Below are 14,825 nucleotides of genomic sequence, written 5' to 3'. Positions count from 1 at the left end.
GCGCCGTCCGAGCGGCGAGCGTCAGCCGGCGAGGGCGGCGAGCGCCGCGCGCACGAGCGGCTCGGGGTCGCCCGGCTCCACGAACGACGCGCTCGACGCCTCGAGCCAGTAGTCGCCGATGAAGGCGTCCGCGACGCCGCGCCCGTCGGCGACCTCGTAGTAGCCCTCGATCTCCGGCGGCCTGCCGTAGGTGGGCACGGCCTCGCTCGTCGTGAAGAACTCGTTCTTGAGCGCCTCGATGACGGCCGGCTCCAGCTGCGCGACCGCCAGCTGGAAGTCGGCGCCCTCGGGGTCGGCCCAGCCGCAGACGAGGCCGTCGTAGGAGGCGATCTCGGTGGAGACCGCGGTCGGCTCCACGGCGTCGCTGGGCGTGAAGTCCGCCCACAGGCCGGTCAGCGCGGAGGAGGGGACGAGCTCCTCGCAGGTTGCGGGCACGGGAGTCCCGGTGACGGCGGCGTCGCTCGCGCTCGGCGCCGGGTCCGCGGCGGGCGCGCAGCCGGCGAGGGCCGAGACGACGACGAGGAGAGCGAGGGCGGCGGGGCGGCGCATGCGGGGCACCCTAGCAATCGCGGGCCGCGGGGAGCCGGGCGCTCGCCGTGGGTGCGCGGACCGGCCGGTAGAATCGCTCCCCGTGACTCCCGAACAGCTCGCCGCCTCCCTGCACGCCCTCGTCCTCGACGCCGTGCAGCGACGAGGGAGCGACGCCGAGGTCGCGCTCGCCGACGTGGTGCTCGAGCGCCCCAAGAACCGCGACCACGGCGACTGGGCCTCGAACATCGCGATGAAGATCGCGAAGAAGGCCGGAGCGAACCCGCGCGAGCTCGCCACCGAGCTCGCCGAGGGACTCGGCGCGGTCGACGGCGTGGCCTCCGTCGAGGTCGCGGGCCCCGGATTCCTCAACGTACGCCTCGACGCGGCCGCCGCGGGCGCGCTCGCCGGCACCATCGTCGACGCCGGCGAGGCCTACGGCACCGGCTCCGTCTACTCCGGAGTGCGGATGAACCTCGAGTTCGTCTCGGCCAACCCCACCGGTCCGATCCACATCGGCGGCACCCGCTGGGCGGCCGTCGGCGACAGCCTGGCGCGCGTGCTGATCGCTCAGGGCGCCGAGGTGACCCGCGAGTACTACTTCAACGACCACGGGGCGCAGATCGACCGCTTCACCCGGAGCGTCCTGGCCGCCTACCGCGGCGAGCCGACCCCCGAGGACGGCTACGGCGGCGCCTACATCGCCGACATCGCCGACCGGGTCGTCGCCGCCTACCCGGGCGATCTCTCGGTCCTGCCCGAGGCGGAGCTGGACGAGACCTTCCGCTCGATCGGCGTCGACCTGATGTTCGGCGAGATCAAGCAGAGCCTGCACGAGTTCGGCGTCGACTTCGACGTCTACTTCCACGAGAACTCCCTGCACGAGTCGCGCGCCGTCGAGCGGGCGATCGAGCGCCTCCGCGGTCTCGGCCACATCTACGAGGCCGACGGCGCGACCTGGCTGCGCACCACGGACTTCGGCGACGACCGCGACCGCGTCATCATCAAGAGCGACGGCGAGGCGGCCTACATCGCGGGCGACCTCGCCTACTACCTCGACAAGCGCGAGCGCGGCTTCGACCGGGCGATCATCATGCTGGGGGCCGACCACCACGGCTACATCGGCCGGATGATGGCGATGTGCGCGGCCTTCGGCGACACCCCGGGCGTCAACCTCGAGATCCTGATCGGGCAGCTCGTCAACCTGCTCCGCGACGGCCAGGCCGTGCGGATGTCCAAGCGCGCCGGCACCGTCGTGACGATGGAGGACCTCGTCGAGGCCGTCGGCGTCGATGCGGCGCGCTACTCGCTCGTGCGCTCCTCCGCCGACTCCTCGCTCGACATCGACCTCGACCTGCTCACCAAGCGCAGCAACGACAACCCGGTCTACTACGTGCAGTACGCGCACGCCCGCACCCGCCAGGTCGCGGCGAAGGCGGAGGCCTCGGGAGTGCCGCGCGAGCCGTTCGCGCCCGAGACGCTCGTGCACCCGAGCGAGTCGGCGCTGCTCGGCGGTCTGCAGGAGTTCCCGCGGATCGTCGCCCTCGCCGCCGAGCTGCGTGAGCCGCACCGCGTCGCCCGCTACCTCGAGGAGATCGCCGGCCTCTACCACCGCTGGTACGACAACTGCCGGGTCGTGCCGCAGGGCGACGACCCGATCGAGGCGGTCCACTCGACCCGCCTGCGCCTCAACGAGGCGACCGCGCAGGTTCTGCGCAACGGGCTCACGATGCTCGGCGTCACCGCTCCGGACCGGATGTGACCGCCACCGGCGCCGCGCCGCGCCGAGGGCGCCGCGTGACGATCGTCGTGATCGTGCTCGTCCTCCTCTTGGCCGTGGCGGCCGTCGTCGGGGACGTGCTCGCGCGTCGCGCCGTCGCAGACACCGCCGCGTCCAGCATCCGGGAGGCGCTGTCCCTCCCCGCCGACCACCCCGTCGAGGTCGAGGTCGCCGGCTGGGCGGTGCTGCCGCAGCTGATCGGCGGCACGCTCGACCGGCTGGACGTCCGCAGCGCCGACGTCGCGTTCGGCGATCTGAACGGCGACGTCGATGCGACCCTCGAGGGCGTCCCGGCGAGCGGGAGCGGCGCGATCGAGGCGGGACGCGCGACCGTCGCGCTCGACCCGGACTCGGTCGAGACGCTCGTCGCCGCTCGGAGCGAGGTGCCCATCGACGGCGTGACCCTCGATCCGCCGCTGGTGCGCGTGAACACCTCGGTCGAGGTCCTCGGGCTCACCCTCGCCGCGGGCGTCGGCATCGAGCTGGGCGCGGCCGACGGCGCGATCGAGCTGACTCCGTCCGAGGTGACGGCGGGCGGCACGACGATCAGCGCCGCCGACGTCGAGGACCGCTTCGGCTCCGTGGCGGAGGGCCTGCTCGCCGCCCGGTCCGTCTGCATCGCCGACGCCCTGCCGACGGGGCTCGCGCTCACCGGCGTCACCGTGCGGGCCGACTCGCTCGACGCCTCGTTCGACCTGTCCCCGACGTTCCTCAGCGATCCCGCCCAGCAGGAGACCGGCGTCTGCTCCTGATGCGACACGGACCCGCGGCGCTCGACCGGTAGGATCGGAGCCCTGTGCCCGTGCTCCCCGCTGGGAGCGCACTGAGCGCACGCTCATCGACAGCACTCTCAAGGATCTTGCTGGCTTCAGGGGTCAATCCGGACTCGCTCGCCACGCAGTGACGCTCCCACTCTCTTCTGTGAGGTCTCACCCGTGGAACACGCCGACGCCCCCGTCCGCGCCCCCCGTCATCCCCTCGCACCGGACTGGCTGCACGAGCCCGACGACGCGAACGCGCTCGCCGACGGCGTCTGGTCCGACGGCGTCGTCCGCGCGCCGGACGGCGGTCTCGAGGTTGCCGGCGTCGCGGCGACCGAGCTGGCGGCGCGGTTCGGCACCCCGCTCTACGTGGTCGACGAGGACGACGCCCGTCGCCGCGCCGTCGCGACGCGGGAGGCCTTCGAGCGCGAGCTCGGCCGGATCGGCACCGGCGTCACCGTCTACTACGCCGGGAAGGCGTTCCTCTCCACCGAGGTCGCGCGCTGGATGCGCTCCGAGGGGCTGAACATCGACACGTGCAGCGGGGGAGAGCTCGCGGTCGCGCTCGCCGCTGGTGTCGAGGCCGAGCACATGGGCCTGCACGGCAACAACAAGTCGCTCGCCGAGATCGACCGGGCGGTCGAGGTCGGCATCGGCGCGATCGTCCTGGACAGCGTCCTCGAGATCGAGCGGGTCGCTGCGGCCGCCGAGCGCCACGGCCGCGTCCAGCCGGTCCGGCTGCGGGTGAACAGCGGCGTGCACGCGCACACCCACAGCTTCCTCGCGACCGCGCACGAGGACCAGAAGTTCGGCATCACGCTCGAGGACTGCCCGGACGCCGTCGCGCGGATCCGCTCGCACGCGAGCCTGCGCTTCCTCGGTCTGCACTGCCACATCGGCTCGCAGATCTTCGGATCGGCGGGCTTCGCCGAGTCGGCGTCGCGCCTGCTCGCGGTGCACGCGGCGCTCCTCGCCGACGGTCCCGTCCCGCAGCTCAACCTCGGCGGTGGGTTCGGCATCGCCTACACGAGCGCCGACGACCCGACGCCGATCGACGAGATCGCCGCTGCGATCGCGGACGCCGTCGGCGAGCAGTGCGCGAGCCGCGGGATCCCCGTCCCGCACATCGCGATCGAGCCGGGCCGCTCGCTGATCGGGCCCGCCGGGCTCACCCTCTACGAGGTCGGCACGATCAAGGACGTCGCCGTGGGGACGGACGGCGTGCGCCGCTACGTCAGCGTCGACGGCGGCATGAGCGACAACGCCCGGCCCGCGCTCTACGGCGCCGACTACACGGCCCGGATCGCCGGCCGCGTCTCCGACGCCGAGCCCGCGCTCGTGCGCGTGGCGGGCAAGCACTGCGAGTCCGGCGACATCGTCGTCCACGACGACTTCCTCCCCGCCGACGTCCGGCCCGGCGACCTGCTCGCCGTCGCCGCGACCGGCGCCTACTGCTGGTCGCTCTCGAGCAACTACAACTACCTCGGCCGCCCCCCTGTCGTCGCCGTGCGAGACGGAGTCGCGCGCGTCATCGTGCACGGCGAGACCGAGGACGACCTCCTGCGCCGCGATGCCGGCATCGAACGAAAGGCCATCCTCCGATGATCGAGTACCGCAGCCTCCGCGTCGCCCTGCTGGGCGCCGGGTCCGTCGGTGCCCAGGTCGCGCGCCTGCTGCTCGACCACGGCGACGAGCTCGCCCAGCGCGTGGGGGCGCCGCTGGAGCTCGCCGGTGTGGCCGTCCGGGACATCGACGCGCCGCGCACCGCGGACATCCCCCGGGAGTACCTCACCACCGACGCCGAGGCGCTGATCCTCGGCGCCGACATCGTGGTCGAGCTGATCGGCGGCCTGGAGCCGGCGCGCAGCTACATCCTGAAGGCCATCTCCTCCGGTGCCGACGTGATCACGGCCAACAAGGCCCTGCTCGCCGCGCACGGCAACGAGCTGTTCGAGGCCGCCGACCAGGTCGGCGCCCAGCTCAACTACGAGGCGGCGGTGGCCGGGGCGATCCCGATCATCCGCCCGTTGCGCGACAGCCTCGCCGGCGACCGCGTGCACCGCATCCTCGGCATCGTCAACGGCACGACCAACTTCATCCTCGACCGGATGGACACCGAGCACGCCACGCTCGAGGAGGCGCTCGCGCTGGCCACCGAGCTCGGCTACGCCGAGGCCGACCCGACTGCCGACATCGAGGGCTACGACGCCGCGCAGAAGGCGGCGATCCTCGCGCGCCTCGCCTTCCACACCGACGTCCCGGTCTCGCTCGTGCACCGCGAGGGCATCACCGGCGTGACCCAGGAGCAGGTCGAGCAGGCGCGCGCCTCGGGCTACGTGATCAAGCTGCTGGCGATCTGCGAGCGGCTCGTCGACGCGAAGACGGGGGAGGAGGGCGTCTCGGCGCGCGTCTACCCCGCGCTCGTGCATCGCTCGCACCCCCTCGCCGCCGTGCACGGGGCGAACAACGCCGTCTTCGTCGAGGCGGAGGCGGCCGGCAGCCTGATGTTCTACGGCGCGGGCGCCGGCGGCGTCGAGACCGCCTCGGCCGTGCTGGGCGACGTCGTCTCGGCCGCCCGCCGCCACGTCGTCGGCGGCCCCGGCCTCGTCACCAGCGCCAGCTCGGGACTCCCGGTGCTGCCGATCGGGCACGTGACCACCCGCTACCAGGTCACCCTCGAGGTGCTCGACCGCCCGGGCGTCCTCGCCCAGATCGCCGGTGTCTTCGCTGAGCACGGGGTCTCGGTCGAGACCCTGGTGCAGACCCCGCCCGTCCTCGACCCGCTCGCCGAGGCCGGAGCCGGTGCGGAGCGGCGCGAGCCGACCGCTACCCTGGTCATCGGCACGCACGCCGCGGCAGAGTCCGATCTGGCGGCCACCGTCACCGCTCTCCAATCCCACGGGTTCGTCGGCGCCGTGACGTCCGTCCTACGAGTTGAAGGAGCCTGAGATGGCCAAGCAGTGGCGCGGAGTCCTGCACGAGTACGCGGACCGCCTGGATGTCACCGAGGCGACCCCCGTCATCACGCTCGGCGAGGGCGGCACCCCGCTCATCCCCGCGGCGGCCCTCTCCGCTCGCACGGGCGCGAAGGTGTGGGTCAAGTACGAGGGCATGAACCCGACCGGCTCCTTCAAGGACCGCGGCATGACGATGGCGATCTCGAAGGCCGTCGAGCACGGCGCGAAGGCCGTCATCTGCGCCTCGACCGGCAACACCTCGGCGTCCGCCGCGGCCTACGCGACGCACGCCGGCATCACCGCCGCTGTGCTCGTCCCCGAGGGCAAGATCGCCCTCGGCAAGCTCAGCCAGGCGATCGCGCACAACGCGCAGCTGCTCCAGGTGCAGGGCAACTTCGACGACTGCCTCGACATCGCGCGCGACCTCGCGAAGAACTACCCGGTGCACCTGGTCAACTCGGTGAACCCCGATCGCATCGCCGGTCAGAAGACCGCGGCCTACGAGGTCGTCGAGGTCCTCGGCGACGCGCCGGACTTCCACATCGTCCCCGTCGGCAACGCGGGCAACTACACCGCCTACTTCCGCGGCTACTCCGAGGAGCTGGAGCGCGGCGAGTCGACGAAGCTGCCGCGCATGTTCGGCTTCCAGGCCGAGGGCTCCGCGCCGATCGTGCACGGCGCCCCCGTCCGCCACCCCGAGACGATCGCCAGCGCGATCCGCATCGGCAACCCGGCCTCGTGGGAGCTCGCGCTCAACGCCCGCAGCGTCAGCGACGGCTACTTCGGCGCGATCAGCGACGAGAAGATCCTCGAGGCGTACCGGATCCTCGCGGGCGAGGTCGGCGTCTTCGTCGAGCCCGCCTCCGCGATCAGTGTCGCGGGCCTGCTCGAGCGCGCCGAGGCGGGGGCGATCCCCAAGGACGCGACCGTCGTGCTGACCGTCACCGGCCACGGCCTCAAGGACCCGCAGTGGGCCCTCCGCACCGCCGACGGCGAGGACATCACCCCGACCGTCGTGCCCGTGGACACCGCCGCGATCGCCGACGTGCTGGGGCTGGCCGGCGCATGACCTCGGCGGTTCCCGTCGGCCGCACCGTGCACGTCAAGGTCCCCGCGACCTCGGCGAACCTCGGCCCCGGGTTCGACACGCTCGGCCTCGCGCTCTCGTCCTACGACGAGCTCGACGTGACGGCCGTGACGGCCACGGGCGCCCGGGTCTCGGTGCACGGAGTGGGCGAGGGCGAGGTGCCCACCGACGAGACGAACCTCGTCGTGCAGGCGATCGCCTACACCTTCGCCGATCAACGGCAGGAGATGCCCGGCATCGACGTGACCGCGCGCAACATCATCCCGCACGGCCGCGGGATGGGCTCCTCCGGCGCCGCGATCGTCTCGGGGATCATGGCGGCGAAGGGCCTGCTCGACGGCATCGTCCAGCTCGACTCCGACGACCTGCTCCGCATCGCGACCGAGATGGAGGGGCACCCCGACAACGTCGCGCCGGCGCTCTTCGGCGGGCTCACGATCGCGTGGGTAGAGCCCGGTGCCGAGGGCGGACCCGAGGCGCCGCTGCGCCCGCGCTCGAAGAAGCTGATGGTGCACCGCGGTGTCTCCCCGGTCGTCTTCGTGCCCGAGCACACCATGTCGACGCGGCTGGCGCGCTCGCTCCAGCCGATCAGCGTCCCGCACGAGGACGCCGTCTTCAACGTCTCGCGCTCGTCGCTGCTCATCGCGGCGCTCATTCAGAGCCCCGAGCTGCTGTTCGCGGCGACCGAGGACAAGCTGCACCAGAACTACCGGGCCGCGGCCATGCCGCAGACCTCCGAGCTGATCGCTCTGCTGCGCTCGCACGGCTACGCGGCCGTCGTCTCCGGCGCCGGCCCGAGCGTGCTCGTGCTCTGCAGCGACCCCGCGCAGCGCCTCGCCGCCGCGGATCTGGTGGCGAAGGAGGCGCACACGCCCTGGCGTGCGCACATGCTGGCCGTCGACTTCAAGGGTGCTACAGTGGGGATCGCATCCCGAGGAGCCGCGTAACGAGCGGAATCTGTCCGACGGATCGTCCCGATAATCACGGCCATCACATCGTGTGAAGGGCGCCCCTGCTTCTCTCGCAGACCAGCGCCTGGCCGCTCGTGCCCTCTCTGCGCTTCCCGAGGCAGGTCGAGCCGGCGGCCGAGAGCATCGCGTGGATCAGAACTCGCGATGGACCCGCACGGTCGATGTGCTCTCCCGGTGAGCGATCGTTCCCGGGGGGAAGGAACCCCTCTCCAGTGACAGATGTCAACACCCGCGGCTCCGCCGCGGACACCAACGCCGATCTCGCAGGCCTCCGCGTCGCGGAGCTGCAGGCGCTCGCGACGAGCCTCGGCATCAGCGGGGCCTCCAAGCTCCGCAAGGGCGAGCTCGTCCAGGCCATCTCGGACCTCCGCGCCGGTGCGGCCTCCGAGTCCGCCGACGTCGAGCCCGCCGGTGCCGAGCCCGCGGCTCCCGCCGAGGAGCCCGCGGTCGCAGACGCCACCGTCGGCGAGCAGGCGTTCGCCGAGCAGCCCGAGGCCGTCGTCGACGGCACGAGCGTCGAGGCCGAGCCCGCCGATGTGGCCGAGCAGAGCGCTCCCGTGCTCGAGGCTCCCGCCGAGGTGCAGGCTCCCGCCGAGAGCACGGAGGCGGACACCGCCGACGTGCTCGAGCAGGCGGCGACCACCACCGACGAGCCGGCGCCCGTCGCCGCCGAGGCCGCGCCGGTCGAGCTCGAGCTGCCCGTGGCCGCCGAGCCGGTCTCCGAGCCCGCCGCCGAGCGGGCGCCCCGTCGCCGCGGCTCGCGTCGCGCGTCCAGCGGCACCGTCGCCGCGGGCGAGCACGTCAACATCCCGGCAGGCAGCGGCGTCGAGTCGCTCATCCCGGAGCTCCCGCCCGTGATCGAGCAGGCTCCCGACGCCGAGCAGGCGCCGCGTCCCGTCATCGAGATCGAGCTGCCCAACGGCCCGGAGTCCGACGACTCCTCCCGTGAGGGCGGCCAGCGCGAGCGTCGCGGACGCCGTCGCAGCCGCGGCGGCAGCTCCGAGCAGACCGAGCAGCCCGAGTCGACCGACGCCGTGGAGTCCTCCACCGAGGACGCCGGCGACGAGTCGGACTCCGGCGCGCGCCAGGACGACCAGCAGGGCGGCGGCGACCAGCAGAACGGCGGCGACCAGCAGGGCACCGGCCGCGGCCGCAACCGCCGCAACCGCAACCGCCGCGGCGAGGACCGCCAGGCGAACGACGGCCAGAACGGCAACGGCCAGAACGGCGGCAACCAGGGCGGCGCCCAGGGCGGCAACGGCCAGAACGGCGGCGCTCAGAACGGCGGCGCCCAGAACGGCAACGGCCAGGGCGGCCAGGCGCCGCAGAACCAGGGCGGCCAGAACCAGGGCGGCAACGGGCAGAGCGCCCAGGGCTCCTCGCAGGGCGGCCAGCAGGCCGACGGCGAGGACGGCCGCCGCAGCCGCTACCGCGACCGCAAGCGCCGCGGCGGAGCGGTCGGCGACGACTTCGAGCCCGAGATCAGCGAGGACGACGTCCTCATCCCGGTCGCCGGCATCCTCGACGTCCTCGACAACTACGCCTTCGTGCGCACCACCGGCTACCTGCCCGGTGTCAGCGACGTCTACGTCTCGCTCGGCCAGGTCAAGAAGTACAACCTGCGCAAGGGCGACGCCGTGGTCGGCGCCATCCGCCAGCCCCGCGAGGGCGAGGGCAGCGGACGCCAGAAGTACAACGCCATCGTCCGCGTCGACTCGATCAACGGCCAGACCGTCGAGGAGGCCGCCGCGCGCGTCGAGTTCCACGACCTCACGCCGCTCTACCCGACCGAGCGCCTGCGCCTCGAGACGGAGCCGGGCAAGCTGACCCAGCGGATCATCGACCTCGTCGCCCCGATCGGCAAGGGCCAGCGCGGTCTCATCGTCGCGCCGCCCAAGGCCGGCAAGACGATCGTCCTGCAGCAGATCGCGAACGCGATCGTGCAGAACAACCCCGAGGTCCACCTCATGGTCGTGCTCGTCGACGAGCGTCCCGAGGAGGTCACCGACATGCAGCGCACCGTGCGCGGCGAGGTCGTCGCCTCCACGTTCGACCGTCCGGCCGAGGACCACACCACTGTCGCCGAGCTGGCCATCGAGCGCGCCAAGCGCCTCGTCGAGCTGGGCCACGACGTGGTCGTGCTGCTCGACTCGATCACCCGCCTCGGCCGCGCGTACAACGTGACCGCCGCCCCCTCGGGCCGCGTGCTCTCGGGTGGCGTCGACGCGTCGGCGCTGTACCCGCCGAAGAAGTTCTTCGGTGCGGCGCGCAACATCGAGAACGGCGGCTCGCTCACCATCCTCGCGACGGCGCTCATCGAGACCGGCTCGAAGATGGACGAGGTGATCTTCGAGGAGTTCAAGGGCACCGGCAACATGGAGCTCCGCCTCTCGCGTCACCTCGCCGACAAGCGGATCTTCCCCGCCGTCGACGTGAACGCGTCGGGCACCCGCCGCGAGGAGATGCTCCTCAGCTCGGACGAGGTCAAGATCACCTGGAAGCTGCGCCGCGCCCTCGCCGGGCTCGACCAGCAGCAGGCGCTCGAGATCATCCTGTCGCGCCTCAAGGAGACGTCGTCGAACGTCGAGTTCCTGATGCAGGTCTCGAAGTCGGCCGTCGGCCCGACCACCGCCAACCACGGCAACGGCCACCACTAGCGCCCTCACGTCCGCGGTCGCCCCTCCCCGGGGCGGCCGCGGACGTTTTCGCGTCCAGGGTCCCGAATCCGGCGCCTGCGGCCGCCCATGCTGGTCGAGCAGGCCGCGCAGCGGATCGCCCATGCTGGTCGAGTAGCCCGCGCAGCGGGCGTATCGAGACCCACCCTCCACCACCACCCGGAAACCAGGAACCCCATGTTCGAATCCGTCAGCGTCCTCTTCGCCGAGCACGAGGACCTCCAGACGCAGCTGTCCGACCCGGCCCTGCACGCGGACGCCGCGCGCGCGAAGAAGGTCAACCGCCGCTACGCCGAGCTGAGCCAGATCAAGGCCGCCCACGCCGCCTGGATCCAGGCCGGCGAGGACCTCGAGGCCGCCCGCGAGCTCGCCCGCGAGGACGACGCGTTCGCCGAGGAGGTCCCCGAGCTCGAGGAGTCGCTGCGGGTCGCGCAGGAGAAGCTGCGCCGTCTGCTCATCCCTCGCGACCCGGACGACGGCCGCGACGTGATCATGGAGATCAAGGGTGGCGAGGGCGGTGCCGAGAGCGCGCTGTTCGCCGCGGACCTGCTCCGGATGTACCTGCACTACGCCGAGGCGAAGGGCTGGAAGACCGAGATCCTCGACCGCGACGAGTCGGACCTCGGCGGCTACAAGAACGTCCAGGTCGCCATCAAGAGCAACGCGACCGACCCGTCGCAGGGCGTCTGGGCGCACCTCAAGTACGAGGGCGGCGTGCACCGCGTGCAGCGCGTCCCCGTGACCGAGTCGCAGGGCCGCATCCACACCTCGACGACCGGCGTGCTGGTCTTCCCCGAGGTCGACGCTCCGGAGGAGGTCGCGATCAACCAGAACGACCTCAAGATCGACGTCTACCGCTCGTCCGGCCCCGGCGGCCAGTCGGTGAACACCACCGACTCCGCGGTGCGAATCACTCACCTCCCGACCGGCATCGTCGTCTCCATGCAGAACGAGAAGAGCCAGCTGCAGAACCGCGAGGCCGGCATGCGCGTCCTCCGCGCCCGCATCCTCGCCCGCCAGCAGGAGGAGATCGCCGCCGCCGCCTCCGACGCGCGCAAGACGCAGATCCGCACGATGGACCGCTCCGAGCGCATCCGCACCTACAACTTCCCCGAGAACCGCATCGCCGACCATCGCACCGGGTATAAGGCGTACAACCTCGATGGCGTGATGAACGGCGCGCTCGACCCCGTGGTCGAGAGCGCGATCCAGGCCGACGAGGAGGCGCGCCTGGCCGACATCGGCTCCGAGGAGTCGTGACCGCGGTGACGACTCCCGTGGCCGCCCGCTCCCTGCTGGCCGACGCGGTCGCGCGGCTGAGCCGGGCGCACGTCCCCGATCCGACCGTCGACGCGGAGCTCCTGCTCGGCCACCTCCTCGGCCTCGGCCGGGGCGAGCTGCAGGCGCGCCTGATCACCGGCCTCTCCCTCGAGGAGTCGACGGTCGACGCGTTCGACCGCGTCATCGAGCGCCGCGCCGCGCGCGAGCCGCTGCAGCACATCACCGGTGTCGCCCCGTTCCGGAGCATCGAGCTCGCGGTGGGCCCCGGCGTCTTCGTGCCGCGCCCCGAGACGGAGGGCGTCGCGCAGCTCGCGATCGACGCCCTGCGCTCCGTCGCGGACCCGTCGCCGCTCGCCGTCGACCTGGGCACCGGCAGCGGCGGTCTCGCGCTCGCCCTCGCTCACGAGGTGCCGCACGCCCGCGTCATCGGCGTGGAGAACTCGGTCGACGCCTTCATCTGGGCGCGCGGCAACCGCGACCGCCTCGGGCTGGAGAACGCGCGCATCGTGTTCGCGGACCTCGCGGAGGCGCTGCCGGAGCTCGACGGAACGGTCTCGGTGGTCGTGTCGAACCCGCCCTACATCCCGGCGGCGGCGATCCCGCGCGACCCGGAGGTGCGCCTCTACGACCCGCCGGCGGCTCTGTACGGGGGAGAGGACGGCCTCGATGTCGTGCGCGCTCTCTCCGTCACGGCGCAGCGTCTGTTGCGCCCCGGGGGAGTGCTCGTGATCGAGCACGGCGAGCTGCAGGGGGCGGAGATCCGTGCGCTGCTCACCGCCGACGGCTGGCGCGGGGCGACGACGCAGCGGGACCTGACGGGGCGCGACCGGTCGACGGTGGCGGTGCGCTGAGGCGCGAAGGCGCGTCAGATCGTCGCGCCCTCCGAGGTACGCCATCGCGCGCCGTCCGAGAAGATCGGCCGTCTGATCGTCGTGTCGTAGAACATGGCGCCCGGACCGGCCAGCCCAGGGTCCGGGCGGTTCGCGGTGCTGCCGCTGCTCAGCTGCAGAGTGGACTGGAACGTGATCCGACCGTCGGAACGCCGGGCGGAGAACGCGGTACCCACGCTGCCGTCATCGCGGCCGTAGCGGAGTTGAAGCTCCGACGTCTCGGAGCCCTCTGCCTGAGGCTCGTCGTCGGATCGGAACTGCCACCGCAACGCTCCAGCCGTAGTGAGGTCGATCGACGAGCTTCCGCCGGCCGCTTTGTCGAGCGTCAGGCTCGATTGGTAGCTCGTCGGGTAGCCGATGGTCATGTACGGTCCGAGCTGCCGCTCGCCCGTCTCCTCATGAGGGACGAGATTGCCGCTGGCGACGTTGTCCCACGAGTACCACGACTCCGCGGTCTGCGGCCGGTGCACTGCGAAGGCGAGCGACGGCGACTCCCCACGTGACCCATCGTCGGTCAGAGTGGAGGCCGACGGTGCGGATGAGCCGTTCCGGTCGTCCACGATCATGTTGTGGGACACGAAGATGTTCGTGTTCGCGGTGCTGGTTCCGGGAGTGGAGACGCCGAAGCTGTCGGAGCCCGTCGCGGTGTCGGGGGCGGATCCGTCCGGACGGCGCGACCGGCCGGGCCTGACGATCATGTTCGCGGAGACGAGGATGTTGCTGCATCCTTCGTCGATCAGAATGCCGCCCCGATCGCAGTCGACGAGCGTGTTGCCACTGATCGACATCGACGCGCTGAGGCGTTCGTCGTCGGTGCTGCCGTCGCCGTCGAGGTCGATGGCGCTGCCCAGCCGGGCGAGGTAGATCCCGCAGCCCTCCCAGTTCTCCCGCTGACGCGAGACACGAGTGACGGTGTTCGCGGTGATGGAGAGCGTCGTCGCGCCTCCTTCGGCGACGATGCCGTGGCGAGTGGAGTAGTCGATCGAGTTCCCGGTGATCGTCACGCCGGTCGGGCCCGGGAGCCCGTCGGCCCCACCGCACCAGATGCCGCTGTAGTAGCTCCCGTGGATGCTGTTGCCGGAGCAGACGACACGCTGCACACCGCTGGAGAAGGACACGCCGTTGTCGGCCGACAGCTCGATGCGGTTCCCGGTGAACAGCACGGACTCGACCGAGCGGAACGACATGTCCATGCAACGCCATGAGGAGCAGTCGGTGACGGAGACCGCCCCGTCGATGCCCCACATCTTGACGGCACATCCGCGGAAGCCGGTGAACTCGACGCTGTCGAACGCGACGTCGGACACGATGGGAGACGAGGAAGCGTGACGTCGTCCGACGAAGTCGACCGACGACTGCAGTCCACGCGTTCCCGCCGTGCTCGTCGCCGTCACGCCGCCGGAAGCAGACCAGCCCGACACGAACTTGCGGGAGTCCCGAGCGACATCGGTGAGCGCGGCGCCGTTGGAGAGCGACCCGCTGAAAGTGAGGTTGCGGAACACGATGTTCCTCGTCGCTGCCGTCCCGCTCTTGATGACGAACGCCGCGCCGATGGTCGTGCTGAGCAGGCCGGAGATGACGGTGGCACCGATGCCGGCGCCCTCGATGGTGAGATCGCTGTGGCCGACCAGCGAATACGCTCTGCTGAACACGTAGGCGCGTGCACCGGCGCGGACGACGGACGGGCCGGGAGACGCCTTCGCCGCGAGGAGTGCTCGATCCCAGCACTGGACGTCGGATGTGTCGCCCGGCTGGACGTAGTCGTCCACGAAGAAGAGGGAGGTGCCGCCGACCAGAGCGTCGTTCGTCTTGCTCGCGGGATTCCTGACCAGAGCCTCGACCTGCGCATCGAGGTCGGCGGAGTCGACCGGTGCCGCTACGCTCCGCGGGGCGAG

General features: G+C 71.9%; 12 protein-coding genes. 10 read left to right on the top strand and 2 right to left on the bottom strand.

Going from position 1 to position 14,825, the window contains the following annotated elements; genetic code table 11:
* Window positions 1–21: 21 nt before the first annotated feature.
* A complete protein-coding gene (locus HQQ82_RS04125; RefSeq protein ID WP_173231778.1) occupies window positions 22–549 on the bottom strand; it encodes a hypothetical protein in 528 nt (175 codons plus the stop codon).
* A gap of 82 nt (window positions 550–631) precedes the next feature.
* Between HQQ82_RS04125 and argS the strand changes: the two genes are divergently transcribed.
* The 9 genes from argS (at window position 632) to prmC (ending at window position 12,891) form a co-directional block, all read left to right on the top strand.
* Window positions 632–2,290, top strand: a complete 1,659-nt coding sequence (argS, locus tag HQQ82_RS04120; protein WP_367947803.1) for an arginine--tRNA ligase — start codon at window positions 632–634, stop codon at window positions 2,288–2,290.
* 35 nt (window positions 2,291–2,325) lie between these two features.
* Window positions 2,326–3,060 (top strand): DUF2993 domain-containing protein, encoded by a 735-nt coding sequence (locus tag HQQ82_RS04115; RefSeq protein WP_173231776.1) that lies wholly within the window; start codon window positions 2,326–2,328, stop codon window positions 3,058–3,060.
* Between the two features lie 183 nt (window positions 3,061–3,243).
* On the top strand, window positions 3,244–4,674 hold the full coding sequence (gene lysA, locus HQQ82_RS04110; RefSeq protein WP_173231775.1) for a diaminopimelate decarboxylase: 1,431 nt from the start codon (window positions 3,244–3,246) through the stop codon (window positions 4,672–4,674).
* Window positions 4,671–6,017 (top strand): homoserine dehydrogenase, encoded by a 1,347-nt coding sequence (locus tag HQQ82_RS04105; RefSeq protein ID WP_173231774.1) that lies wholly within the window; start codon window positions 4,671–4,673, stop codon window positions 6,015–6,017. The genes lysA and HQQ82_RS04105 overlap by 4 nt, the downstream gene beginning before the upstream one ends.
* A gap of 1 nt (window position 6,018) precedes the next feature.
* Entirely contained in the window at window positions 6,019–7,095 is a 1,077-nt protein-coding gene (thrC, locus tag HQQ82_RS04100; protein ID WP_173231773.1) for a threonine synthase, read from the top strand.
* Window positions 7,092–8,060, top strand: coding sequence for a homoserine kinase (thrB, locus tag HQQ82_RS04095; RefSeq protein WP_173231772.1), 969 nt, complete (start codon window positions 7,092–7,094; stop codon window positions 8,058–8,060). The genes thrC and thrB overlap by 4 nt, the downstream gene beginning before the upstream one ends.
* 236 nt (window positions 8,061–8,296) lie before the next feature.
* A complete protein-coding gene (rho, locus tag HQQ82_RS04090; RefSeq protein WP_367947802.1) occupies window positions 8,297–10,741 on the top strand; it encodes a transcription termination factor Rho in 2,445 nt (814 codons plus the stop codon).
* A gap of 195 nt (window positions 10,742–10,936) precedes the next feature.
* Entirely contained in the window at window positions 10,937–12,019 is a 1,083-nt protein-coding gene (prfA, locus tag HQQ82_RS04085; RefSeq protein ID WP_173231770.1) for a peptide chain release factor 1, read from the top strand.
* A gap of 5 nt (window positions 12,020–12,024) precedes the next feature.
* A complete protein-coding gene (gene prmC / locus HQQ82_RS04080) occupies window positions 12,025–12,891 on the top strand; it encodes a peptide chain release factor N(5)-glutamine methyltransferase (RefSeq protein ID WP_173231769.1) in 867 nt (288 codons plus the stop codon).
* Between the two features lie 14 nt (window positions 12,892–12,905).
* Here the strand turns inward: prmC and HQQ82_RS04075 are convergent, their stop codons facing one another.
* A complete protein-coding gene (locus tag HQQ82_RS04075; RefSeq protein ID WP_173231768.1) occupies window positions 12,906–14,177 on the bottom strand; it encodes a right-handed parallel beta-helix repeat-containing protein in 1,272 nt (423 codons plus the stop codon).
* A gap of 130 nt (window positions 14,178–14,307) precedes the next feature.
* On the opposite strand from HQQ82_RS04075, the gene HQQ82_RS04070 reads away from it, so the two are divergent.
* A complete protein-coding gene (locus HQQ82_RS04070) occupies window positions 14,308–14,586 on the top strand; it encodes a hypothetical protein (protein ID WP_173231767.1) in 279 nt (92 codons plus the stop codon).
* The last annotated feature ends 239 nt before the right edge of the window (window positions 14,587–14,825 follow it).

The organism is Rathayibacter sp. VKM Ac-2856, assembly GCF_013205055.1.
GTDB lineage: Bacteria > Actinomycetota > Actinomycetes > Actinomycetales > Microbacteriaceae > Rathayibacter.
Note: the sequence above shows the minus strand (reverse complement) of the source record. Positions and strands in the feature narration are given on the sequence as shown.

Excerpts from the sequence above, each read along its gene's own strand:
- HQQ82_RS04105 (WP_173231774.1), top strand. The coding sequence starts at position 4,671 with ATGATCGAGTACCGCAGCCTCCGCGTCGCCCTGCTGGGCGCCGGGTCC.
- prfA (WP_173231770.1), top strand. The coding sequence starts at position 10,937 with ATGTTCGAATCCGTCAGCGTCCTCTTCGCCGAGCACGAGGACCTCCAG.
- thrB (WP_173231772.1), top strand. The coding sequence starts at position 7,092 with ATGACCTCGGCGGTTCCCGTCGGCCGCACCGTGCACGTCAAGGTCCCC.
- HQQ82_RS04125 (WP_173231778.1), bottom strand. The coding sequence starts at position 549 with ATGCGCCGCCCCGCCGCCCTCGCTCTCCTCGTCGTCGTCTCGGCCCTC.
- thrC (WP_173231773.1), top strand. The coding sequence starts at position 6,019 with ATGGCCAAGCAGTGGCGCGGAGTCCTGCACGAGTACGCGGACCGCCTG.
- HQQ82_RS04075 (WP_173231768.1), bottom strand. The coding sequence starts at position 14,177 with ATGTGGGGCATCGACGGGGCGGTCTCCGTCACCGACTGCTCCTCATGG.